The sequence below is a fragment of the Mesorhizobium calcicola genome (genome assembly GCF_042682105.1).
Taxonomy (GTDB): Bacteria; Pseudomonadota; Alphaproteobacteria; order Rhizobiales; family Rhizobiaceae; genus Mesorhizobium; species Mesorhizobium calcicola.
In genome coordinates this window covers 170,649-190,320 of sequence record NZ_JBHUGY010000019.1, presented here as the reverse complement: position 1 = coordinate 190,320, position 19,672 = coordinate 170,649, and the positions used below count along the sequence as shown (strand labels likewise).

The following is a 19,672-nucleotide window of genomic DNA, read 5'->3' as shown; positions in this document are numbered from 1 at the left end:
TGCGCCACCAGGCTGTCAGGGTCGGTTCCGGCGATGCTTCGGGTACAACCGCTGACACGCCGCGACCTTTGGGTGCTCTGGCATCTCTGCTGTGCGTCCAGGGATTGTAAAGAAAGCTGTGTCTACCGTTCCTATTTTGCTAGGGACTGTCCATCAACGAATTTTCTGGATGTCTTGTCCACGCTCATAGCGTGGTACAAAACCCAGCTCTTGAGAAACATGTACGGGGATCAGTTCGGTCTCCGACTATTGGCCTCGGCACCATGTGACCTTCCGCGCCGGCCGGCGAAAATGCCACAAATATTTGGGTGGGCCTACGCACACACGTCTGGTTCATTCCAGACGGAGGCGTCGTAACGAGATCGTCGCCCGCCTTCGCTTCGCTGGCCGTCGTCAATTTCATCGATACGTCACGTGGCCGTGACGGTCGATATCTCGGGTTCTGCGGTGGCCAGTATCCGAGCGTGGCTGCGTCGGGCCATATCGCTCAGGGATCTCGGCGCTCCGCACAGGCACAGAAGGTGGTGCATCGCGGTGTGTGGAGTCAAGGTGTGTGCTGGGTTGCTCATGGGCACGGCCCCTGCAATAGACAACATTACTGGTGCACAAACACCTGGAGAAGAGCTCGCGGCTCTCAGGGGGACGCGGGGGGGCGGCCACACATGGATTCGGTTCGACGCCAGCCTCGAGGACGCTAGCAGCCTCGACGATCATGTCGGAGTCTCTATCAGACTCGACACGGCGAGCATCGTCGACACGGTGACGCCGATCGACGAACGCTGCGGGCGCTGGATGATCCTCGTTTGCCAGCGGAAGGTCCGCTATGGTCGGCGTTTTTTCAACTGGCATAGGTGCCCCTGGCGCAATCTCGCCAAGGCGCCTCGGCATCGCCGACCGCAAGTGCTTCGCCCGTTTCGAGACACCATCCAGTCCTACATTATTCGATCGCCGCCGCGATCATCGAGCGCGAAATCGTGCCGGGCTCATCAACGAGGAGAAACTCCGGCCTATGGTGGGTCGCCATGGCCGGCGGTCTGCTCTCCGGCAATCACGGGCCCCCGGCGCGCCCGGCAATGGGCGATCACGCGTTCGTGCGTTCGCCGTTCGTGACAGTGGTGCCCCGTTGCGCATGTGTCTTGGTCCTTGCGAAAGACGTTGTAGGTTCTCGTGCCCGGGCCTCACGCGAGCAGTATCTTTGCGTCGTGATCGCGTCTCCCTCGAGCCAATTCTGGCACGCCGTCATAGTTGGGGATTGTCGTCCGAACCGCAGATCGGTGTCCTCGATTATTCGTGACTGAATCGCCGCGTCCGTCGTCTCTCCGTGTGGTGCAGTCTCTGCTGGTAGACGTATAGACTCTGTGTGTGACGTTTTGGGACCGCTGACACTAACCTCCGAACGATTTCGTCTGACTCGCGGGACTGTGGCCTGATGAATGCAGCTTCGGCCGGCGCGATAAGGGCCATGAACATTGGTGCGCGCCACGGCGTGCTTTCTTGCCTTGGACATGCAGCCTTGCTCTTGCCCATGCGCCGCCAAGCCAGAGACGCAGCAGCGGCCTCGTATTCGTAGATTGCCCATCACGAACGCTGCCGGGAATCTGGTGTCGGCACAAAACGGTGTGGGCTGAAGTTTTCGACTTGCGCAACGCCGATGATCGGGAGCAAGCCCGGGAATCGTCGGGTTGAAGTAGATGTTGTGCATGCGTCTTGTGCACATGCGACCTGGCCGCCAGCCACTATGACCCGGCTGGATTGTCCTGGAGCGGCTATTTTCAGCGAGCGCGGGGCCGCAAGAAACCCCTCGAGATTTGGAACATGCCGTCGGCTTCGGAGGCGCGGGTACGGATTGTTTGCGACAGTAGAGAGCTCTGCTCGCCATTTCGGGTCCGCTGCTTCGACGGTGACGTGGGCGTCCGTGACATGCTTGAACAGATATCGCCTCGAGGTCGTTGAGGTTGTCGCTCGGGCCGGTCATGGCGATACCAGCACTTCCTGCGACCTAAGGTCTTCAGGCCACATGACTGTTTCGCCGTAGTCATCTGGGCAGTACCCCTCCGCGTCGTGGCCGTCCTCGTCGTCGCAGTTGTCGAGTTCCAGATCATCGAGGCAGCCAAGAGACGGCTCGTCGTCGGCGGTGTCTTCGAGGTCAACGTCGTCGTCTACGATGTCGAGCAGTTCGATCAGCTTTTCGATCCGATCCTCGATCGAACGGCGCGTTGCTCCAATCGGGAAGTCTCCCGTATCAACCAGTTGGTCGAGGGTCATACCGCACCACCCTTCCCGACCAGCGACATGGACAGAAGCAGGGCGCGCACCTGTTCGCTGTCCAGATCACCAGCGTGCCAAGAGTGATATTTCTTAAGGTGGCGACCCTTCGCGGCAAGGTCGGCCGTCGACCGGGCGGGAAAACGGCAGACATCCCAGAGCGCTGAATATTCGCCGTCGTTGGCGTCTTCCCATTTCTGGTGTTCCTCGGCTGTCGCCTCACGGCCGAGGATCGCAGAGTCGGTGCAGGTGCAAACGCTTTTCCAATAAGCGTCGGCATCCCTGTGCGCCTTGATCGCGGCGCGAAGTTCCGGCGAAGCCTTCTGGCGCTCGATCTCCGTCTCCTCGGCAGTTGCCGGCAGTGCGGCCGAAGCCGCTACAGCGCCTCCTATGGCCGGCGGGGAGGCTATTGCGCCGAAGGCTGCGCGTCTGGTCATGGTGGTGGTCATTGGCCCATCTCCCGTTCGACATGCTCAAGAACACGCGCTCCGGCGTCGTGCAGGGCATTGGAGAGGCGTAGGAGCCTCAGAGCGAGGTGCAGGCGCCCAAGGCGCGTGCGTAGCGCTGCTGCGACGAGCAGCAGGCATATGGCGGCGTAGGTCATGACGTCCTCCGCTGCACGATCAGGACTCGGCCGGAAAATCTTCCGACAATGGCTATTTCCTCGGCAGCGGGCATAGCTTCGCCGGCTGCCGGAACATGAGTGTTCGGCATTGGTTGCTCCTTGAGCAAGGTTGCTGTAACGTCATGCAAATTAAATGACTTCGCAGCCAAGTCAATACATTTTGCATGAAGTTGGAGCAGCATGACAATCAGTGCAGGTCAAATCAGAGCCGCACGCGGCCTTATCGGATGGTCGCAGCAAGATCTTGCAGAGAAGGCGGAGGTCGGCCGCGCGACGATCGCGGACTTCGAGGCGGGGAAACGAGCCCCTTACGCCACTACGCTTGCACGGCTGCAGGAGTCGCTAATTGCTGCCGGCGTCGAGTTCATCCCCGAGAATGGTGGCGGTGCTGGTGTGAGGCTGCGGAAGGCCTGATGTCACTGTCAACGTTGACAGTGAGCGAATGGTGGGGCGGAATACTAACTTTGGTAGTCACTCTTCCAAAACTTGGAAGAGTAGAGCCACTGCCAGACATCGAAGATTCGGGGGCGCTGTTGAATTCCGACAATTGTCGCTTTTCAACAAGCCGTCGCAGACGGGTGTTCAACGTGGTTGCACCTGCGCCAGTAGCGCCTCAACCATAGGGAGCATGTTTCTAACGATGATCGCATCCCCCGCTGCGTTTGGGTGGTCCCTGTCCGCTTGCAGCAACTCCGGATGCCCAGTTACGCCCTCTTTGAAGTCGGCGTAGAGCAAGTCTCCATGCTTGGTCGCCAGCTCGGAGAACATCTTTGAAAACAGCTCGGCATAGTCAGCGTGCCTAAACGAGCAATGGTCATAGGCCGCGGTTCCAACCACAAGCACTGGAACCCTCTTGTCGGCGAGGATACCCAGAAGCTGGTCGAGATTCGCTCGCGTGTGATCAAGGTCGAGAAGCCCGCAATCGTTCTGTGCCAGTTCGACAAGGACAACTTGGTTTGCAGGGCTCGCCTGCAGGTCAAGGCCGCCTCTCGATTTCGTCAGCCAACGGAGACCCGCCCCGCTGTCGTTTGTGTACCCGACCTCGACAATTGTCACTGGGTGCCCGGCAGCGTTCAGCGCCGACTTGAGCGTGGGCGCAAATGCGTCAGCCGGAGCTACTCCGTGGCCGTTGATGTAGCTGTCGCCGAGGGTGACGATTGTCGGAGGTGCATCCTCGGCATCCACGTTGCCGGCTAACCCCAACATTGCGGAAAGTGCGGCAAGGGCCACAAACGAAACGTCACCTACTTTTGTCATGGTCTACCCTCCCAGCTGGACCATTCGGGGCTATCCTGGCCTAAGCCTCAGAGCCCGCGATGGATAGTAACCAGCACATTCTCACAAAACCCTGGAAATGGTAAGCTTCAGTCTGCGGCCGCCATGAGGATCAACGGAGGCGCTGAAATGGTTCCAACAAATGCAAGGCTATAGGGCGTTTCCCGCCGCCCGCTGTCCTGCACCGCCGAAGCGCCCCGCACGCTCAGGCGCCTCTCTGTGGCCACGTGCCAGCGCAACCGAGGGAAAGCTTGAAAGGACACCTTCTGTTCATTTACCCATTTTAGAATACGCTAATGCGCTTCTTTATTTTCCTCTTTTGTTGGGTCGCGTTCTTCGGATGGGATTTGGCCGCCAACAACGGTGATTTCGCCGTCAGTCTCGGGGTACGGGTCGCGCATCTGCTTCACAGGTTTATCTAGGCCGTAGACTCATAAGCGCGAAGCCACAGTCGCATTGAGGCGAGCTGGATCATGGCGAGGAAGTTAGCTGCCAGTTTGTCGTACCGTGTAGCGACACGGCGGAAATGCTTCAGCTTGGAGAAGAAGCGTTCGATCAGGTTGCGCTCGCGATAGAGGCGCTTGCTGAAGCACGGCTTCCAGCGCCGGTTGCTCTTCGGTGGGATGTTGGGCGTGGCACCGTGCTGCTGGATCAACTCCCGGATACGGTCGGCATCGTAGGCCTTGTCGGCCAGGACGATAATGCGCGGGCCGAGATGGTCGAGCAATCGATCGGCGATCTGCCCATCGTGCGTTTGTCCCGCCGTCAGGCCGAGCCGGATCGGGAGTCCTTGCGCGTCGACGACGACGTGGATTTTGGTCGTGAGGCCACCTCGGCTGCGACCGAGACAATTATCTGCGCCCCCCTTTTTGCCGTCGCAGCCTGCTGGTGCGCCCGAATGGAAGTGCTGTCGATCATCTGGATTTCACCATGATGGGCTCGGCTGATGGCGTCCATCAGCCGAGCCCACACGCCTGCTTTTCGCCAACGCGAGAAGCGGTTGTAGCAGGTGGTGCGTGGCCCATAGCGCTCGGGCAGGTCGCGCCATGGCGCACCGGAGCGCAGCACCCAGAAGATTCCGTTTAACACGCGTCGGTCATCGACGCGCGGCACGCCTCTAGGTTTGTTGGGTAACAGCGGTTCGATCACGCGCCACTCGAAGTCGGTCAGGTCATATCGGCTCATGTAGAGCCTGAATCACAATCCCGCGCGATATGGAAGCGAGTTGGCAAACCCATCAAAATCAGACGTTCCGCGCCACAGCCTAATCGTAGTAGCCCGGTCCGAATGTTATCGCGGACATCACAGGTTGATCGGCTTCGCCCGTCGAGGACCAGACGCCTATACCAAGCTGCGTTGAGGTTGCGCCATCCGGCCCCAAGCGTAACTTCGGGTCGAGAGATTGGAGAATCTGTGTCGCTTCGCCCATCGATACCGAGATAAGAGCCAATCCGTTCAACGTCGGGTTGCTTGGGCTTGCAAACTCCAAGGCCTCCAGGCGCTCGTCAGAATCATAGTAGGCAAAAACGCCTGCATCCGCCCAATAATCTGTCGGATTGCCTTCGGGTGTACGCTTAAACGGCTGGTGCTTATCACCGAAAAATGTCCGAACGCTTCCTTTGGTTGATCCAATCGGAAGACCTCTCAATCCGCCGCCGGGTTCTAATGCGAGTTCAGTCATTCCTCGACAATATGTGCGATCGGTCAAACGACGCAATGATCGCTTTTCACCCATCTCCCTCATTCCCATTTATGGGTTCACGACCTAATCGAGCCCTCCGCTGATGAACATATATTAGCGGCCGCGAATGCTGTATAACGGCCATGACGACACTCAGTCGCCCCTGGGGAACCGTTCGGTGCATCCAGCCGGAACACGACATATGGCGAGCTTGGCAGGCGTGATAGCCACGGCTGCCGTGCTTGAGGATTTCTCTGTATTCGCGCACAACGCCGAAGCCGGCTGGACCTATCCGCCCGCTTGCTGTCACGGCGATCTGACAACTGGCGAATGTGGCAAGATTCCTGGCAGCAGCGTAACGCCAGGTCCGGAAGGCTACGTCGTCATCTTGCGGCCAGGCGACCATCAGAAAGTCACCCACCAAGACCGATATTTCGTACCTTATGATGCTGTAATTCCGTCCGGCGATGACAATTTCCACATCTGCCTGCACCCGACTGAGGAGCATGAAAACTGCTTTTTTGCGCCTGAGGAAGCGATGTAGCCCAGAGGTCTTGCATATCAATGCGGCAGTTGGCTCATGACAAAGACTGCCAGAGCAGCCACCGCAAGGACGAGGAAGATCGCGACAAGTCGCAGCCGCTTGGATGAAATCTGACGCCGGGGCCGTGCTACTTTCGAGACGTCATAGGCGCTGTAGTTGCGCCGGCCGTCTTCGCCGAAGCGGTCGCTGTTCGGGTAGGCCGTCTTTGGCTTTGAGCGAGGTCGAAGTCTCCCCATGGCCGGATGATAATGCAGACGACGGGCGCCCGCTAGCCGTCAGCGTTTCCCGCCTGTCAGTCAGCCAGGCTGCCTTCGCGGTGTTGCATCGCCTCGGCGATCACTTCGAAGACGCTGCCCACCTCCTCATAGATCTCGCTTACCTCGATGCCCTCCCGGTCCGCTGCTTCCATGACCTGGTCGGCAAGATCGCTTATAGCGGCCGGGTCATCCGTCACCACGTCCGGCAGATGCTCGGCCATCCATTTGTCGAGGAAGTTGATGCCACGGGTGCTCATCTGCCCATAAGCTTCGCGGCGTATATTAGGTTCCGCTGATCTTGACGCCAGCGCGAGCCGCCCCAGAGTCGTTAACTATGGGCAAGGGCTTGAACATCGGTGACGAGGTGGCGATCGACGCCACTGTCATTCGGCGCGTCACTGACGACAGGATCAGCGTGTCGATCCCGTCCTACGGATTCCCGCATTCCGTTCGGGATAGCACCACGAAGATGGTCAAGGGCCAAACAATCGAACTGATTGGCAGCGTCACGCGGGTGGAGAAAGACGCCGTAACCGTGAGCCTGGGCGGCCCGGTGGTAACGATCGCCTCTGATGTTGTGCGGCTGGTGACGCCCTATAAGCCGCCGACATGACCCAGCGTTCCGATCTCGTATTGGCCGATCTCACACCACAGGAGGCGCGAACAGCCCGAGCGCTGCTGAGGTGGTCGCAAGTGCGCCTCGCCGCCAAGGCCAACCTTAGCGAAGCGACAATAAGCGATTTCGAAAATGAGCGCAGAATCCTACGCGTCGAGAAGCGGGCGGCTATCCGCAGTGCGTTTGTGCTCGCCGGAGTGGTGTTCAAGGCAGAAGGTCCGGTGCTACAGCCCGGCCAGTTGCAGCGGCAATCGTCGCCAGACAACCGAGCTCGCCGCCACCGGCTCTAGTAATTCGAGGCCACCATGAACCCTCCGAACCGCCCCGTGCCTCCTGCGAAGTTCGCTAGCCGCTCCTAAAGCGACACACCATCTTTATGCAACGGCGAAGTCGGCATGACCGGCTGCTGTTGGGTCGCATCCTGATTTGCTTCTGTCTTTTCATCGGTGCGGCGCTGATAAATTAGCCTTACCACCAGCACAAAGTATCCGACCTGCAACACAATCGCGGCAATGATGGTCCAGGCCAAGGCCTTCCAGATCGATCCCGTGGCCATGTAGGCCCAGACCGCAACGATCCCCGACGTCGTGAACATTCCGACCAGAAATTGCGGAAAATACATTTCCCAGCCCATTCCCCAACGGAAGATAGGGAGGCGTATTTCATTATTTTAGAATGTACGCAAGTGCGACGCATTGCCCTTGCCCAGCTAAGAACCCGCGGCTGCCCATAGCAGCGACTCCACCTATTCCTCTCGGAAATCCTGCAGCGAGGCATGCCGCAGATCGTCCTCGCCGCGCAGGTGGCGTACGCGCCCGATCAAGCCGGGCTTCACCCATTGCGGCGCCGGTGTGAGGCTGCGGAAGGGCTGAAATCGTCAAGCGCGCCCGGAATGTCAGAATGACTTAGGCGGCACGTACAGGCAGATTGTAATGTCAGGGTTGCCAGATGGGAATTGACGATGCCGGCCTACCGTTGATTTCTGGGCATGGCACCAGTGGAAACGCATGTCGTGTGACTGACGCACCCTGCCGTCCCCGTAAGGCAGCAACTCGCCGGACGGCACTTTGAAGCCCTTGCTTGTTTCGTGAACGGCGCCATCTGCAATCGGTTCGCAATGCTCGTCATGGCAGCACCGTTTTTCGTACCAGTCATTATCATGTGCCGATGCCAATGGCGTTCCGGAAGCGCAGGCTGCGGCGATGATAGCGCCCAACCCGAATGCGCCGCCGCAACCCCTCAATGGCCAGATCATGAATTACATTAGGCTTGTCTGATATGAACGCAAGCGCAGCTTGCAGCCGGGAGCGGCGCGTAGAGCCCCGCCAGCGCGCGTTTCCCGCCGCCGCTGTCCTAAAGCCGCCGAAGCGCCTTCGCGCGTCCTGGCGCCCGCCTGGGGCCGCGCTGGGAGATCAGGAGGACAAGCCAAGCTTGCCAAAAAACACCGCGGTCTTGGTGGGGTCTCAAACTTGATACCCTTTGGCAGTCGGCACTGCTTTATCGTTCTATACAATCCCCAATTGCTGGACTCGCGCGCTGCACCGGCAGTTAATCTCTACGTCAGGCCAAAGGCATTCAGATTGAACATGTTCGTCAACCGATGGGAGGACTTCGATGATCAAGAAACTTCCTCGACACGTCCGGGCGGAATGGTCAACCTGCCGTGGTTTTCACGGAGCGATCCTTGGCCTGGCTGCCCTCGTCGTCACCTCGTCATTTGCGCAGGCAGCAGGCGACAGCACCGCCGGCCGGAAAGTCATGGTGAAATGCCAATCGTGCCACGGCAAGGAAGGCCTCGGCAGAGCTCTGGCCGGCGGTGGCGAAGCGCCCAATCTCGCCGGGCAGAAGTACGACTATCTCGTCCACTCACTGATGGCTTACAAGGCCGGAGAGCGCAAGAGTTATATGATGTCGTTGGTCGTCAAAGGCCTGAGCGAGGAAGACATCGCCAATGTTGCGGCTTACTACGCCGCAATCAAGATTACCGTCGAAGTTCCGCAGGAGTAGGCGCCGCTGCGCAGACAGGCGTCTAGAACGGCCACGCCAGCGCCAGCACGACACCGCATGAGGCTAGGACGGCGAGAGACCCCATCAAAGTGCGTATTTGCATTCCTGCTAATATAGGGCATGATCACAGCCGCCGGGAGGAGGACTCTCCGGCATGGCCCGGCTGCCGTTGTCCTCCAAACCTTTCGGCTTTCGGGTCGATTTTGGGTTTTCGCTCACCAGGCGCTTTGTCTCTGATCGCGCTTAGGCGGCTGTTCTTCTCGACTGCGCAAGAGAATGAAACGGAGTTTAGGCGTATCGCTTCCCCTTACGGGGCGGCATATCAATCGCGAAATTGCCGCGGCGGCTTGGGCCTAGATTTGCAACTCTACGTTCTTGTGTCGGACGCTCCGCAATTGGGACAACCCAGATGTTCATTTGCCTGACGGATCAGAGGAACTCTGCAGCGCCAGCAGCCGATCTGAAACATGTCTAGGTTCATCTGAGGGGACTCGCAATTTCGGTGCCACCCTGATGTGTCTGGCGCCTGCGGTGGCCGGGATGGCGAGTTCAGATCGCCAGTTGAGCCGTGCGCAGGCGCTGCATAGGCTTTTCAATGAATGCGTACGAAAGAGCCGCGATCGGCACCGAAAGCCCCACGGTCGCCGCCAAAATCACGCGCCAGTCGTCGCTGTAGAGCATGGCGGCGCGGGAAATCGGCAGGTGCCAAAGATAGAGCGAGTAGGAGATCAACCCGATCCAGGCGAGAGGTCGCCAGGAGAACACCTTGTTGATGAGGGTCGTCCCTTCACTGGCGACAAGGCTTATGATCAGACCGGCAGCGGCCAAATCAATGGTCGGCTGCACGTAGGCCAGCGTCCTGCCAAAGCACGACAGAGAGGAACAACAGCAAGGCGGTCGAAGCCCACCCGACCATCTCAGCCATCCGTCCACGGAGCGCGAACCCGCCGGCTGCAATGGCGCTGCCGAGGATCAAGCCGCTCAACCTCATGTCGAAACGAAACGCCGTCTGCGCGAAGTCCTGAAAGTAGATGCCATTGCCCAGCCGCCATAGTGTCGCCGCCGCGAACATCAAAAGCAGCGCCCTCGTTCGAATGCGAGGACCAAGCCAGAAGACCACGATCGGCCAAATCAGGTAGAATTGCATTTCGACCGACAGCGACCATGTGTGGCCAACGATGGGCACTTCTTTCCCGAACAGATCAGTCAGATAGAACGCCGCCAGCAACACGACGGTGAGGGTCGGAACGTCCGACCACAGCATCGGGACGATCAAAGCGGAAGCAGCCAGCATGATGAGTAGCGGCGGCCACAACCGTTTCGCCCGACGTTTCAGGAAACGCAAGACATTGATCGTGCCGTCGCGGTCACGTTCCTTGAAGAGGATCGACGAGATCAGATAGCCGCTGAGCACGAAGAAGAGATCGACGCCGATGAACCCGCCACGAGCGAAAGGAGCATGGGCGTGATGCGCGATCACAACCATGATCGCGATCGCCCGAACCCCGTCGAGTGCGTTGTTTCTTTCCCCAGCCCCCATCAACAGAACTCTTAGCAGCGAATTCTTTTCGGTGCAAAGTAGATCAGGCCGGTGGCGGGCTGGACTTGTAGGGATGAGCCGCGTCAAGATTTGCCTGAAGCGCCCATCGAGCAGTCGCGGCCAGGTAGCCTTCGACATTCTGCTGGTTGGCGGTAGAGAGCTTGCCGTCGATCAGGAGGACTTCACCGGCCCAGCCTTCCATGTACTTGAACACCGGGGTTCCCGTGGGATCTTTGACAGAGCGGCCAAACTTCGGGGAGGAATCGAAGCCGACAGTGTTGGTTGCCGTCGAGAAGAACGGCGTGGGCGAGCCAGCAACATAGACACCACCATCGATGAAGATGCCATAATCAGATGCGGCGCTGTGGATGCTGATGATCCGCCATAAGGCCAGGGATGGCGTCGGGTTGCCTGCTGACTTTCTGACGGTCGTGCCAAACTCGGAATAGATGTTGCTATCGGTGTAAGTCATATGCCCGGCGGTGGCTGTGCCGGTTGAAGACCCAAAGCGATGAATGCCGGAGTATTCGTCGGCGTTTGCCCCGCCAGCACCAGCCGGATCGGCGTTCTTTTTTATCACCAGGTACATCGAACCGGCCGACTTTCCGGAGAAGATGTTCGGCACGTCGAAATATTGGCTGGCGCTAGGGGCGTTAAATCGAACGACGTTCTTGCCATTTAGATTGGCCGTGATGAGCGTTGGCCGCGCTCCACTCGTCGCCTGGGTCATGTCATTTGAATGACCGGAGCCATCAGCCCAAGCCGACAGCGGGTCGTTGTTAGATCCTGTTATCTCGTCGGCTTTGTACCAGCCCAGCAAAGCCGCCCCGAGTGACAACGGAGACCATATCGGCGCGGCGGCCGACGACGACCAAAACGGATTGATCAGCATGCTCATGTGCGGGTTCCTCGGATGATGGCCTTTGAGGCCTCTTCCAGTTCTTGGCGCAGCGCCCACGCGTTGGGCCAGCATGCTGTCCACGCGGTGCCATCGTTGCGCGCCCAATCGGGCGGCTGCGGCCCGTCCACCTCCAGCGGGCTCGGTTCCCATGGCCGAATTTTAAGGGCTTGCCTGAGCGTGGCGTTGTCGCCAGCCTTGAAGGCTTCGACGGCTTGCGGATTAATGCCGCGATTTCTGCTTTTTGAAACTCTGCGCTTCATTCAGCCGGCTCCCCAAACTGCAATAGCGCCCAGGCCGGTTCGGTTGTCCAATAGTCTGGTCTGGTCGCAAGGAAAGCTCTGCCCAGGCGCGCCCAGGCCTCTGGCGCATCGGTAAGCTTGCGCGCTGCCTCATTCGGATCGCTGTCATAGCCATAGCCAAGAACATCGAGATCACAGAAACCGTCATTGCCGGATTGGAACATCTCTGCCCAGGCATCGACTTCCGCTTGCCGCCGTTTTGCCGACCGTCGTCTTTTGACTGGCATCAGGCGCCCCTATTGCTGCGAATAGCAGGTGGCCGGCGCGTTTCGGCTGGCGCTTCGCAATCAAGGTCCAGTTCGCGGATGAGCCTTGCGAATACGATCTTCGAATCCCGCTCGATTGAGATTTCTGGCCGCACTTTTGGACTGCCGCTGCCGTCAGTGAACGTCAAGCCGTACGTGGCGATTGCAGCACGAGCGGCCTGCATTCGCTCCCAAGCCTCGCAAGCTGCTTGGAGCAGCCTGAGATGATGCCCCTCCAGGTCGTATTCCTTCAGGATCTCGTTCCACCACCTCTTCGATTCGGCGGTGAGATGAGCCGGCGGCTTCGGCTTGGGCACAGATGCGGGTTTGCCAACATCGTTGGACGGCTGGACGATCGCAAGCGCAGCGGATGACACCGGACCCCTATTGCCCATGTAACCCTCCCGCGCGCGGGGCCAACCGGGGCAGCAAAACTGAAAGTTTTTGATCCGCGAGCGGTCGCTGAGGAAGTCGACCTTTTTTCCTCAAGGCCCCCCCGAGGGGTCGGGACTGCCTCATGGCATGGCCCTCCACGCATCGGCCCGCGCTGCGGCTCGCCATTGCTGCTCGTCGAGGTTGGCCTCGTCGATCGGCATTGGCAGAGCGTCGAACGATTGCATGTACAAGTTGTCGTCGCGGTCGTAGCCATAGAGGATGATGGTGCGCTGATCTTCAGCCAGGCACACGTCGATCTGATCGAACTGCCCGCTCATCCTCTTGCCCTCCGTTCCAGTTTCTCGGCATCGCCTCTCTTTACAGCGAGCCGCCAGCATCCTGGTGCAGTGCCGGGCCTGACGCCCTTGCTTGCTATCTCAGCGTGCCAGAGCGCACCGCTGGCAGTAGTGAATTGTCCGCGCTCATACTGCTGGCTATCTGCCCATATGCCTGCGTAGGGCACCTCTGGCTCGGCGTGCTTCACCAGGGTCTTGGCTGCCCTGTCTGCGATAGGCCAGCTGAAGAATTTGGTTTCGCTCAACCCAGGTTGATAGATGTCGAAGACGGCATCGGGGTTTGCACCGCTCGCGCAGACTGACACCTCCAGAAGCTTCCAGGCGCCATAGAAGGTCTTGCCTTCTACGATCCCCTGAATGCGCAAGGTGGAATTGTTCGCCGCACCAGACAGGCATCGCAATTCGCCCGATTGTATCATTTCCCAGGCGAAGTCACCGGATTCGTTGTCGTTGATCTGCGCGCGGACATAAATCCTGTCTTGCGTGCGCCTGACATAAAACACCCGTCCGATCGGCGCATCGTAGCCCTTGTGGCTGGACAGAAGCGGAACCGGCAGTTCGCAGTCCATGCCATTGGCAATGAGAGAATACCCGTGGGTGTTGATGCTAGAGCTGGAAGCCAGGCCATGGATCATTCGAGCGCCAGGTCGAGCAGGGATCGACATTTCCTCGACGCCATGGCCGACTGAGACCCAGCGAGGAATAGCAGCGAGGGCCGCTGCCTGTGCTGCCTCTCGCTCGATGCGAGCCGCTTGCTGCTCCTCGGCTCCGCGCTTCAATTCCAGAAAATATGGATCAGTCCGCTCAGCGATGAAGCGCCGAACGAAGCGAGTGCCATCTGCCATGATTTCGACGCCGTCTTCCATCGGTCAGCGAAAGCCCACGGCGCGCGTCAGGTAGCCTGTGGGCTGTTTCCTCGACGGAGAGCCTGAGGGCTGCGCGGTCTTTGCTTTAGGAACATGTACGGTCGACACACGGCGCCAGAACTTCGACGACAAAGGACCGATAGGCTTAAGGCCGCGCACGAGATCGAATTTCGCCTCGAACGTCTCGCCGAAAAAACGGCAACGCTCGCCTTCGGAATAGGTGATTAGCTTGTTCCATGCATCGGTCATGGGCGTGATCCTTTTCAGTCGACGGCGTTGAGAAGTTTGCGCAGCATGCCGACGCCATGCGGGCCAAGCAGGCTCTGGCACCGGCTGGGCATCTTGCTCGGAAGCTTGACCCTGGCCTCTACCGATGCCGCATAGAACGTGCTGCCGAGCGTGATGAAGTCTTCGAGTTCGTCGATCTTCGCAGCGATCGCGGCGCGGTACGCCTCGATCTTCGGCTTCAGTGCGGCAACCTCTTCGTCAAACGCCGCGCGCTGGGCTTCGAGCGCCTGCTGGGCTTCCGTTTCTCTTGCCTGGAAAGGTGCGATTTCGGCGCCGGCGTGGTCGACTTCGGCGGCTGTGATCTTCGGCGGCTGTCCAGGCACCTGATTGAAATAAACGCGGTGAAGTTCGCGGTGCTTCGCCTGCGCGGCCTCAAGCTCGGCGACCGACGCGCGCCAAACCCGCTCTGCCTCGGCTATCGCCGCCGGCTTCGGCGGGATCTTCAAGATGCTGGCGAAGTCCATTTCGGTCGCCCTTGGTGTCCTTGCGAGCATGATGCTCCTCCTGTTCGAGTGTGAATTTACGCCCGCTCGCAACGGCTGTGACTAACGCGTTATTCAGGATGCGCAGGGCGGCATTGCCGAGGCGCTGCCGGTTGCGGCTGCCGGGCTCGTCGACCGCGCCAACTTCCAACATTAGGCCAACAGTCACATGATTGATTTCGAGCGGCACGACGATGCCGCCTCGGGCTTCGCGCTCTTTCCGACGCGCTCCACGCTCCTGGCCGAGCCGGCGCTGACGATCCAGGCGCTCTTCCGGCGTGCCTATGCGTGGGCGCCCGCGAGCCATCAGGCAAACCCGCAGACGATCGCCAGCACGATGGCGATGGAAGCGAGCATCGCCAAATAGGCTGCGGCGGCCGTCATGCTGCCACCGCTGTTGCACTTGTTGCGCTTGTTGCACTCTCCTGTGGAGGCGTAGACAGGTAGCGGCGCCACGCATCAATGAAATCGGCCATGTGATAGCCGCGAGGTGTCGCTGTCCCTATCCTCACAACCCTTGGTTTGATGCCGTAAGGGCGAAGCTTCTGGGCCAACTGCCGATCATCGAGAGGTTTTCCCCTCATGTCTGACCACGGCGATTCATCGAGCGCGCAAAGCCGGATCAATATGGATTCGGTAGCCAGTACCTCGTTGTCGTTGAACACTGTCTTGATGTCGGCCAGGAGCTTAACGCCTAGGCTAGGTGTACTCTCCTTAGAGAGTGCAACAAGCGCAACAGCCGCAACGCGCGCACGCCTCGGCCAATGTCCTCCGGCAGCAGCGGCGACTGCGAGAAGAGGTTCCCAGACGTCGGCGTCGCGGTCCTTTATGCCTGCCGGCATCTCCGGCCATTCATTGCCGATGTCGGCGGCGATGAACTCGGCCCAGCCTGCCAGGCGCTTATGCACTACGTCGCCAGCCGGCTTATGTACGCGGCGGCGATACGGCTCGACTGCCTCGTCTGGAGCCCTGCGCCGCATGCGGATAATCACCGAACGGGTAAGGATGGTATCAGGCAGATCGCCGAGCCCAGCCAGCGCCACCGCGCAATATGCCGGCAACTCTTCGGTTTCGATGATCTTGCCCCGGACAACGCAGCGGCCGGCGGTGGCGCCGCGACGATGGCCGGCATTGAGAAGGCCTCGGATTTCCTCGTTGTCTTTGGCCTTCGGCCCGAAGATGGTGTCGATCTCGTCGAACAGGATCGTCGGCGCGCCGGCCTCGTCAGCCACCTTGCGGAAGAGGTAGGCCGGCGAGACGTTCACCGACTCGACCGGCCGGGGGACGAGCAGCTCGGAAATCTCCAAAGCACGCGTTTTCCCAGATCCCGGCTCGGGGGAGAGGAACGCAATCCGGGGTGTCGATTCCCAGGCCTGCATCATGTGGGTGTGAGCAATCCACAAGACGTGCGCCACGTGCGCCGCCTCGGAAGGATAGGCAACGAACCGGCCAACGAAGTTGTACACCTCGTCGAGCAGTTCGGCGGCGAAGTCGTCGGCCTCCATCATGCGCGCCTCCTGTCACGAAGCGCTCGCCACTCGATCGCGGCCTCGATGACATAGGACGGCAACTGCTCGGCGATGTTGGGCCGATGCCTGCCTGCCCACTCGGCGAGAAGCGTGGTGGTGCCGTCTTGCAGCCCGTTGAGCAGGCGACAATGAACGCCGTGGTCGTCTAGACGAAACTGCGCATCCATCAGACATGTACGAGCCACGCGGACGGCGGCGACGGCCGGGCCAGGGACGTCTTGCGGCGAAGGTTCAGGCGCGGTATCATGATACCGTCGATTAAAGCCCCCGCCCGTCGACATTCCTGAATGCCCGGTCGCTGCCAAGGCGGCCGGGTTTCGGCTTTCATGGGGTGTTGTCATTGGCGCCTCCCCAGGTCTGGCCCTCAGTCGCGTAGCGGATGGCGATGATGGCGGCGGAAGCCCGCAAGCCGAAGTGTTCCCTCAACTCGACAATCGCCGACTTGGGCCGTTGGCTCTTCGGTGTCTTCATGAGCCAGTCGGCGCCGGCCAGAATCAGTTCGATTTCGCGTTCGGGAGCCATTTTATGCGGCCTCCCGGACTTTTACGTATTTGCTGGCGAGGTAGGCACAAAGGTCGGGCCTGCTGTAGCGCACAGCCCTTGCTGACAGCCTCATGAAGTTTGGACCGGCGCCCCGATGGCGCGCTTTCTTCACTGAAAGCGGGGAGATGCCTTGGATCGCCGCCAAGTCATCGGTATCGAACACTGCCGGCAATTCGTCGTCGGCTGCCATCCGTTCGTAAAGATCGAGGCCGGAAAGACCTTGGGAGGTCCAGTAAGCAATGCGGGCTGAGAATGCCCGTGCTGCCGTGTTGTCCATCTTGCGTCACCTTTCGCGTTGATAAGGTGACAGCCAATTTGCACACGGCAGGCTCCGGCGCTACAAGATCTTGTTTCGCAAAGTGGCTTGGTTTCTGACTGTCAGGAAGTCGCCGACTTCATGAAGTGGCAGCGTTTAGCGCGGTCATGTCATCGGCTGGGAAGGCTTTCTTGTACGCTCTCCAGGCGCGCCAAACGGTCGACGTGCTGACGTTGGCGTCCTTCGCGACATCACCAACGGCGAATTCCTCTTTTGTATTTGCCTTGACCTTGGCATGAACATTCATGCCATAGACCAGCCATTTGGCGTTGAAGTACCTGCTTGCCGGCGTACCTGCTCCCATGCTTGTCAGCATGAAGGCACTGGCCACGATCTTGGCGAACTCATCGCCTTTTGCGTCTTCCTGCCGACTGCTAAAGGCGAAGAGCCGGCGAGCGCATAGGTCCAAGTAATTCAACACCCAATCCGGTATCGAATCTTTCGTCACGCGCGCATGGCTGAAAGCCGCCCAAGCGTGCATGGCATTCCCGGTCGCAAGGAAGCTCTTGTGTTCCACTTCGATAAAGTCCGCATTGTCGCTCACCGCCCGAATTCCTTCACCTCAGCCACTGGCTTCTGCAGCACATTCATCGCGTCAGCGGTGCGCTGTGCGCCACGCCGGCCAAGGCTTTCGGCGCGCGCCACATACCGGCCCGTCATCGCCAAAGTTTTCCAGCCGAAGGCCTCCCGGAGTTCGTGCGCCTCCGCACCGCTCAGAGCGGCCCAAGTCGCGGCAGTGTGGCGCAATGCGTGAGGCGTGATGGCCTTGATCTTTGCCGCCTCGCAAACGCCGGTCAGGACTTCGCGGAGGAGCTTATAGGAAACTGGCTGCGTTCCCTTGCGCCCTGAAAAGACATAGCCGACGCGGTGCGCTTGCTGGTCGATGATGGTAGCACCATCGGTCGAGAGCGCCCGGGCAGATGCTCCCGTTTTCGTGTCGGGTAGACGGACGACAAGGCGCGGCAAGTCGACCATGTCCCAGGTCATCAACCGGCCCTCCGAGACACGCCAGCCAGAGACGGTAAGGAACCGGATTAGATCGGCATGGGGACCGGCAACGCTGGCGAGTGCTTTGACGAATTTTGGCAGGTCAGTCTCGTCGAGCCATTCCTCCCGCGCCGTTTCCTTGTTTCTCCGAACGCCCATGCACGGGTTATCTTTGCGCCAGCCAAGTTCCATTGCCCGGCCCATCATGACCGACAGCACCGCGAGCGACCGATTTGCGTCGGTCGGATTGCCGTGCTTCTTGGCATGGAAAGCCCGCACCATTTCGGCGGTGATGTCGGCAACGCGCTTGCCCTTGAACGCCGGTCTCAGATTGCGCCGGATGCGCCCGCGATAGTCCTTCCGCGTCTGGGGTTTTTTCTTCTCGATGTGCGTCGTCTCGAATTCCTTGATGAGATCTTCGAAAAGCGGCTGCGCCTTTTTTGCAGCCCGCGCTGCCGCAGGATCGTCGCCGACGCTGATCGCCTGGAGCATGCTCTGAGCCTCGGCGCGCGCCTTCTCGGCTGGATAGGTCGCGTGATCGCCAATGATGATCTTTCTACGCTTGCGGGCGCCGTCGCGGCCGGGAAGCTCCTGAAAGACGAGGAAGGTCTTCGATGCCTTGCCATCAGCCTTGCGACGTAGGCGGAGCGCGAAGCCTGCGAGCTTACTGTCTCGGATAATCAGTTCGTCGCGGTCGCGTGGCAGAACAGTCGAATTGACGAAATTGTCGGAAAGCACTGGCATTGCCTGTCTCCCTTGGGTAGCCGTGCGGGTAGCCGCGACGTGTCCACTCAAGGGAACGTATCGGAACAAACAGGGACTGTAAACCCTCGGTCTTTCCTTTATTCACAAGGCTTTCAGCGTCTTTGGATACCCAAGGGTGGACCGCTAGAAAGAGACTTAAAATCCCTCGATCTCTGATCGTACGGGTTCGATTCCCGTCGTCCGCACCATGTTGAAATAAAACAATATGGCTTTGCGGCATTCGCTGGCCGCCTCTCCGGCGCGATCTCATCAACCCGCACTTAGAAGGCCGCGCCTATCTCGGAATGCGGCGCAAAGAAACAGCGGGTGTCGCCCTTTCCGAAACTTCCCTGATCCAGGTTGAGAAATTCCGATTGATAGATGCAGCGGTGGAACTGCCGATCCTGGCTATGCTGTACGCGAAGATACGGGATGAACTCGCCGGTGGGGAGATAGATATAGCCGCCCGGCATTTCCTTGACTTCAGAGTCCGGGATCGGTGCGCAATCTGTTCCCGCGCAGCAAGTGAAGCCCGTGACGGGGTCCTTCTTGCCCGCATACCACTCGTGCGCCACGGCGCCAGTCGAGACAATAGCCAAGGCCGGGACAAGGATCCTGAAAGAGCTACGCATACATCCCCCGCGCAATCCAGCCTGGCGGCCCGATCCCTTGCGTTCCCTCATTCGAAAGCTTTAGATATATTAGCATTTGCGCATATATTTTCCAACCGGCGTCGGCGTCGTCAGGCCCGCTACAAAAGCCGCATGGCCAATGGCGGGGGAAACGTCCGAACAGGGTTCTGCTGCAGATTGCTTATATAGGGATCGGCTTTAGCCGGCTGGCCCCAACAAAGCCGGTCAGGCTCGTCGGCCTCTCGTCAACCCGATCGGCTGTCGAGCCGCCTGAAGGCCGAGAGCTGAACGAAAAGCCT

The 19,672-nt window shown here is 59.6% G+C and carries 31 protein-coding genes and 1 pseudogene; 6 read left to right on the top strand and 26 right to left on the bottom strand.

The window, feature by feature from the left end:
• Positions 1-1,971: 1,971 nt before the first annotated feature.
• The 3 genes from ACFSQT_RS12085 to ACFSQT_RS12075 are packed head-to-tail and all read right to left on the bottom strand — an operon-like array spanning position 1,972 to position 2,869.
• Positions 1,972-2,265 carry a hypothetical protein gene (locus tag ACFSQT_RS12085; protein WP_379018759.1) on the bottom strand — a complete coding sequence of 98 codons (294 nt, stop codon included), beginning with the start codon at positions 2,263-2,265 and terminating at the stop codon, positions 1,972-1,974.
• Positions 2,262-2,714 carry a hypothetical protein gene (locus ACFSQT_RS12080; protein WP_379018757.1) on the bottom strand — a complete coding sequence of 151 codons (453 nt, stop codon included), beginning with the start codon at positions 2,712-2,714 and terminating at the stop codon, positions 2,262-2,264. Before ACFSQT_RS12080 ends, ACFSQT_RS12085 begins: the two co-directional genes overlap by 4 nt.
• Positions 2,711-2,869, bottom strand: a complete 159-nt coding sequence (locus ACFSQT_RS12075) for a hypothetical protein (RefSeq protein WP_379018755.1) — start codon at positions 2,867-2,869, stop codon at positions 2,711-2,713. Before ACFSQT_RS12075 ends, ACFSQT_RS12080 begins: the two co-directional genes overlap by 4 nt.
• Positions 2,870-3,070: 201 nt before the next feature.
• Here ACFSQT_RS12075 and ACFSQT_RS12070 point away from each other — a divergent pair, with 201 nt between their 5' ends.
• A complete protein-coding gene (locus tag ACFSQT_RS12070) occupies positions 3,071-3,304 on the top strand; it encodes a helix-turn-helix transcriptional regulator (protein ID WP_379018753.1) in 234 nt (77 codons plus the stop codon).
• Positions 3,305-3,472: 168 nt separating this feature from the next.
• Here the strand turns inward: ACFSQT_RS12070 and ACFSQT_RS12065 are convergent, their stop codons facing one another.
• The 3 genes from ACFSQT_RS12065 to ACFSQT_RS12055 form a co-directional block, all read right to left on the bottom strand.
• The gene (locus ACFSQT_RS12065; protein ID WP_379018751.1) at positions 3,473-4,147 is read right to left on the bottom strand and encodes a GDSL-type esterase/lipase family protein; all 675 of its coding nucleotides are present in this window, start codon (positions 4,145-4,147) and stop codon (positions 3,473-3,475) included.
• A gap of 436 nt (positions 4,148-4,583) precedes the next feature.
• Positions 4,584-5,350 (bottom strand): IS5 family transposase gene (locus ACFSQT_RS12060; RefSeq protein WP_379018080.1). Its coding sequence is split into 2 segments (ribosomal slippage): positions 4,584-5,026 and positions 5,026-5,350, totalling 768 coding nucleotides; the frame shifts between segments, so codons are not numbered across the junction.
• Between the two features lie 79 nt (positions 5,351-5,429).
• On the bottom strand, positions 5,430-5,900 hold the full coding sequence (locus ACFSQT_RS12055) for an RNA-binding protein (protein ID WP_379018079.1): 471 nt from the start codon (positions 5,898-5,900) through the stop codon (positions 5,430-5,432).
• Positions 5,901-6,048: 148 nt separating this feature from the next.
• Between ACFSQT_RS12055 and ACFSQT_RS12050 the strand changes: the two genes are divergently transcribed.
• A complete protein-coding gene (locus ACFSQT_RS12050; RefSeq protein WP_379018749.1) occupies positions 6,049-6,390 on the top strand; it encodes a hypothetical protein in 342 nt (113 codons plus the stop codon).
• Between the two features lie 292 nt (positions 6,391-6,682).
• Here the strand turns inward: ACFSQT_RS12050 and ACFSQT_RS12045 are convergent, their stop codons facing one another.
• Positions 6,683-6,904 carry a phosphoheptose isomerase family protein gene (locus ACFSQT_RS12045; protein WP_379018747.1) on the bottom strand — a complete coding sequence of 74 codons (222 nt, stop codon included), beginning with the start codon at positions 6,902-6,904 and terminating at the stop codon, positions 6,683-6,685.
• A gap of 89 nt (positions 6,905-6,993) precedes the next feature.
• On the opposite strand from ACFSQT_RS12045, the gene ACFSQT_RS12040 reads away from it, so the two are divergent.
• Positions 6,994-7,260 (top strand): hypothetical protein, encoded by a 267-nt coding sequence (locus tag ACFSQT_RS12040; RefSeq protein ID WP_379018745.1) that lies wholly within the window; start codon positions 6,994-6,996, stop codon positions 7,258-7,260.
• The gene (locus ACFSQT_RS12035; RefSeq protein WP_379018743.1) at positions 7,257-7,553 is read left to right on the top strand and encodes a helix-turn-helix domain-containing protein; all 297 of its coding nucleotides are present in this window, start codon (positions 7,257-7,259) and stop codon (positions 7,551-7,553) included. Before ACFSQT_RS12040 ends, ACFSQT_RS12035 begins: the two co-directional genes overlap by 4 nt.
• A gap of 65 nt (positions 7,554-7,618) precedes the next feature.
• Here ACFSQT_RS12035 and ACFSQT_RS12030 read toward each other — a convergent pair whose 3' ends face one another.
• Both ACFSQT_RS12030 and ACFSQT_RS12025 read right to left on the bottom strand, forming a co-directional pair.
• Positions 7,619-7,885: an exopolysaccharide production repressor protein gene (locus ACFSQT_RS12030; protein WP_379018741.1), complete on the bottom strand. Its 267-nt coding sequence runs from the start codon at positions 7,883-7,885 to the stop codon at positions 7,619-7,621.
• Between the two features lie 123 nt (positions 7,886-8,008).
• Positions 8,009-8,113, bottom strand: a pseudogene (locus ACFSQT_RS12025) (ATP-dependent DNA ligase); the annotation flags it as partial.
• Between the two features lie 764 nt (positions 8,114-8,877).
• Between ACFSQT_RS12025 and ACFSQT_RS12020 the strand changes: the two are divergent.
• The gene (locus tag ACFSQT_RS12020) at positions 8,878-9,270 is read left to right on the top strand and encodes a c-type cytochrome (protein WP_379018740.1); all 393 of its coding nucleotides are present in this window, start codon (positions 8,878-8,880) and stop codon (positions 9,268-9,270) included.
• A gap of 549 nt (positions 9,271-9,819) precedes the next feature.
• Here the strand turns inward: ACFSQT_RS12020 and ACFSQT_RS12015 are convergent.
• The 10 genes from ACFSQT_RS12015 to ACFSQT_RS11970 form a co-directional block, all read right to left on the bottom strand.
• Positions 9,820-10,116 (bottom strand): acyltransferase family protein, encoded by a 297-nt coding sequence (locus ACFSQT_RS12015; protein WP_379018738.1) that lies wholly within the window; start codon positions 10,114-10,116, stop codon positions 9,820-9,822.
• Positions 10,100-10,897: an acyltransferase family protein gene (locus ACFSQT_RS12010; RefSeq protein ID WP_379018736.1), complete on the bottom strand. Its 798-nt coding sequence runs from the start codon at positions 10,895-10,897 to the stop codon at positions 10,100-10,102. The genes ACFSQT_RS12015 and ACFSQT_RS12010 overlap by 17 nt, the downstream gene beginning before the upstream one ends.
• The gene (locus ACFSQT_RS12005) at positions 10,854-11,708 is read right to left on the bottom strand and encodes a hypothetical protein (RefSeq protein WP_379018734.1); all 855 of its coding nucleotides are present in this window, start codon (positions 11,706-11,708) and stop codon (positions 10,854-10,856) included. The genes ACFSQT_RS12010 and ACFSQT_RS12005 overlap by 44 nt, the downstream gene beginning before the upstream one ends.
• Positions 11,705-11,971, bottom strand: a complete 267-nt coding sequence (locus tag ACFSQT_RS12000) for a hypothetical protein (protein ID WP_379018732.1) — start codon at positions 11,969-11,971, stop codon at positions 11,705-11,707. Before ACFSQT_RS12000 ends, ACFSQT_RS12005 begins: the two co-directional genes overlap by 4 nt.
• A complete protein-coding gene (locus ACFSQT_RS11995) occupies positions 11,968-12,174 on the bottom strand; it encodes a hypothetical protein (protein WP_379018730.1) in 207 nt (68 codons plus the stop codon). The genes ACFSQT_RS12000 and ACFSQT_RS11995 overlap by 4 nt, the downstream gene beginning before the upstream one ends.
• Positions 12,175-12,236: 62 nt before the next feature.
• The gene (locus ACFSQT_RS11990) at positions 12,237-12,632 is read right to left on the bottom strand and encodes a P27 family phage terminase small subunit (protein WP_379018729.1); all 396 of its coding nucleotides are present in this window, start codon (positions 12,630-12,632) and stop codon (positions 12,237-12,239) included.
• Positions 12,633-12,770: 138 nt separating this feature from the next.
• Positions 12,771-12,968 carry a hypothetical protein gene (locus tag ACFSQT_RS11985; RefSeq protein WP_379018727.1) on the bottom strand — a complete coding sequence of 66 codons (198 nt, stop codon included), beginning with the start codon at positions 12,966-12,968 and terminating at the stop codon, positions 12,771-12,773.
• Entirely contained in the window at positions 12,965-13,852 is an 888-nt protein-coding gene (locus ACFSQT_RS11980; RefSeq protein WP_379018726.1) for a hypothetical protein, read from the bottom strand. Before ACFSQT_RS11980 ends, ACFSQT_RS11985 begins: the two co-directional genes overlap by 4 nt.
• Positions 13,853-13,855: 3 nt before the next feature.
• Complete coding sequence (locus ACFSQT_RS11975; RefSeq protein ID WP_379018724.1) at positions 13,856-14,101, bottom strand: hypothetical protein; 246 nt, start codon at positions 14,099-14,101, stop codon at positions 13,856-13,858.
• A gap of 14 nt (positions 14,102-14,115) precedes the next feature.
• Positions 14,116-14,634: a hypothetical protein gene (locus tag ACFSQT_RS11970; protein ID WP_379018722.1), complete on the bottom strand. Its 519-nt coding sequence runs from the start codon at positions 14,632-14,634 to the stop codon at positions 14,116-14,118.
• Positions 14,635-14,791: 157 nt separating this feature from the next.
• On the opposite strand from ACFSQT_RS11970, the gene ACFSQT_RS11965 reads away from it, so the two are divergent.
• Complete coding sequence (locus ACFSQT_RS11965) at positions 14,792-14,989, top strand: hypothetical protein (protein ID WP_379018720.1); 198 nt, start codon at positions 14,792-14,794, stop codon at positions 14,987-14,989.
• A gap of 13 nt (positions 14,990-15,002) precedes the next feature.
• On the opposite strand, the gene ACFSQT_RS11960 is transcribed toward ACFSQT_RS11965, so the two are convergent.
• From ACFSQT_RS11960 to ACFSQT_RS11930, 7 genes are all read right to left on the bottom strand, one after another.
• On the bottom strand, positions 15,003-16,130 hold the full coding sequence (locus tag ACFSQT_RS11960; protein ID WP_379018718.1) for a DUF3631 domain-containing protein: 1,128 nt from the start codon (positions 16,128-16,130) through the stop codon (positions 15,003-15,005).
• Positions 16,127-16,336 (bottom strand): hypothetical protein, encoded by a 210-nt coding sequence (locus ACFSQT_RS11955; RefSeq protein ID WP_379018716.1) that lies wholly within the window; start codon positions 16,334-16,336, stop codon positions 16,127-16,129. Before ACFSQT_RS11955 ends, ACFSQT_RS11960 begins: the two co-directional genes overlap by 4 nt.
• A gap of 139 nt (positions 16,337-16,475) precedes the next feature.
• On the bottom strand, positions 16,476-16,673 hold the full coding sequence (locus tag ACFSQT_RS11950) for a hypothetical protein (protein ID WP_379018714.1): 198 nt from the start codon (positions 16,671-16,673) through the stop codon (positions 16,476-16,478).
• Between the two features lies 1 nt (position 16,674).
• A complete protein-coding gene (locus tag ACFSQT_RS11945; protein ID WP_379018712.1) occupies positions 16,675-16,971 on the bottom strand; it encodes a helix-turn-helix transcriptional regulator in 297 nt (98 codons plus the stop codon).
• Between the two features lie 118 nt (positions 16,972-17,089).
• The gene (locus ACFSQT_RS11940; protein WP_379018710.1) at positions 17,090-17,554 is read right to left on the bottom strand and encodes a hypothetical protein; all 465 of its coding nucleotides are present in this window, start codon (positions 17,552-17,554) and stop codon (positions 17,090-17,092) included.
• Positions 17,551-18,741: a tyrosine-type recombinase/integrase gene (locus tag ACFSQT_RS11935; protein ID WP_379018708.1), complete on the bottom strand. Its 1,191-nt coding sequence runs from the start codon at positions 18,739-18,741 to the stop codon at positions 17,551-17,553. Before ACFSQT_RS11935 ends, ACFSQT_RS11940 begins: the two co-directional genes overlap by 4 nt.
• Before the next feature lie 281 nt (positions 18,742-19,022).
• Positions 19,023-19,340 carry a hypothetical protein gene (locus tag ACFSQT_RS11930; protein WP_379018706.1) on the bottom strand — a complete coding sequence of 106 codons (318 nt, stop codon included), beginning with the start codon at positions 19,338-19,340 and terminating at the stop codon, positions 19,023-19,025.
• Positions 19,341-19,672 lie beyond the last annotated feature (332 nt).

Coding starts and splice junctions, on each gene's coding strand:
- ACFSQT_RS12035 (WP_379018743.1), top strand. CDS start 7,257: ATGACCCAGCGTTCCGATCTCGTATTGGCCGATCTCACACCACAGGAG.
- ACFSQT_RS12055 (WP_379018079.1), bottom strand. CDS start 5,900: ATGGGTGAAAAGCGATCATTGCGTCGTTTGACCGATCGCACATATTGT.
- ACFSQT_RS11985 (WP_379018727.1), bottom strand. CDS start 12,968: ATGAGCGGGCAGTTCGATCAGATCGACGTGTGCCTGGCTGAAGATCAG.
- ACFSQT_RS11970 (WP_379018722.1), bottom strand. CDS start 14,634: ATGCTCGCAAGGACACCAAGGGCGACCGAAATGGACTTCGCCAGCATC.
- ACFSQT_RS11995 (WP_379018730.1), bottom strand. CDS start 12,174: ATGTTCCAATCCGGCAATGACGGTTTCTGTGATCTCGATGTTCTTGGC.
- ACFSQT_RS12070 (WP_379018753.1), top strand. CDS start 3,071: ATGACAATCAGTGCAGGTCAAATCAGAGCCGCACGCGGCCTTATCGGA.
- ACFSQT_RS12020 (WP_379018740.1), top strand. CDS start 8,878: ATGATCAAGAAACTTCCTCGACACGTCCGGGCGGAATGGTCAACCTGC.
- ACFSQT_RS12075 (WP_379018755.1), bottom strand. CDS start 2,869: ATGACCTACGCCGCCATATGCCTGCTGCTCGTCGCAGCAGCGCTACGC.
- ACFSQT_RS11960 (WP_379018718.1), bottom strand. CDS start 16,130: ATGATGGAGGCCGACGACTTCGCCGCCGAACTGCTCGACGAGGTGTAC.
- ACFSQT_RS12050 (WP_379018749.1), top strand. CDS start 6,049: ATGGCGAGCTTGGCAGGCGTGATAGCCACGGCTGCCGTGCTTGAGGAT.
- ACFSQT_RS11935 (WP_379018708.1), bottom strand. CDS start 18,741: ATGCCAGTGCTTTCCGACAATTTCGTCAATTCGACTGTTCTGCCACGC.
- ACFSQT_RS12030 (WP_379018741.1), bottom strand. CDS start 7,885: ATGTATTTTCCGCAATTTCTGGTCGGAATGTTCACGACGTCGGGGATC.
- ACFSQT_RS12065 (WP_379018751.1), bottom strand. CDS start 4,147: ATGACAAAAGTAGGTGACGTTTCGTTTGTGGCCCTTGCCGCACTTTCC.
- ACFSQT_RS11965 (WP_379018720.1), top strand. CDS start 14,792: ATGATTGATTTCGAGCGGCACGACGATGCCGCCTCGGGCTTCGCGCTC.
- ACFSQT_RS12005 (WP_379018734.1), bottom strand. CDS start 11,708: ATGAGCATGCTGATCAATCCGTTTTGGTCGTCGTCGGCCGCCGCGCCG.
- ACFSQT_RS11945 (WP_379018712.1), bottom strand. CDS start 16,971: ATGGACAACACGGCAGCACGGGCATTCTCAGCCCGCATTGCTTACTGG.
- ACFSQT_RS11950 (WP_379018714.1), bottom strand. CDS start 16,673: ATGGCTCCCGAACGCGAAATCGAACTGATTCTGGCCGGCGCCGACTGG.
- ACFSQT_RS12080 (WP_379018757.1), bottom strand. CDS start 2,714: ATGACCACCACCATGACCAGACGCGCAGCCTTCGGCGCAATAGCCTCC.
- ACFSQT_RS11975 (WP_379018724.1), bottom strand. CDS start 14,101: ATGACCGATGCATGGAACAAGCTAATCACCTATTCCGAAGGCGAGCGT.
- ACFSQT_RS12045 (WP_379018747.1), bottom strand. CDS start 6,904: ATGAGCACCCGTGGCATCAACTTCCTCGACAAATGGATGGCCGAGCAT.
- ACFSQT_RS11980 (WP_379018726.1), bottom strand. CDS start 13,852: ATGGAAGACGGCGTCGAAATCATGGCAGATGGCACTCGCTTCGTTCGG.
- ACFSQT_RS12085 (WP_379018759.1), bottom strand. CDS start 2,265: ATGACCCTCGACCAACTGGTTGATACGGGAGACTTCCCGATTGGAGCA.
- ACFSQT_RS12000 (WP_379018732.1), bottom strand. CDS start 11,971: ATGAAGCGCAGAGTTTCAAAAAGCAGAAATCGCGGCATTAATCCGCAA.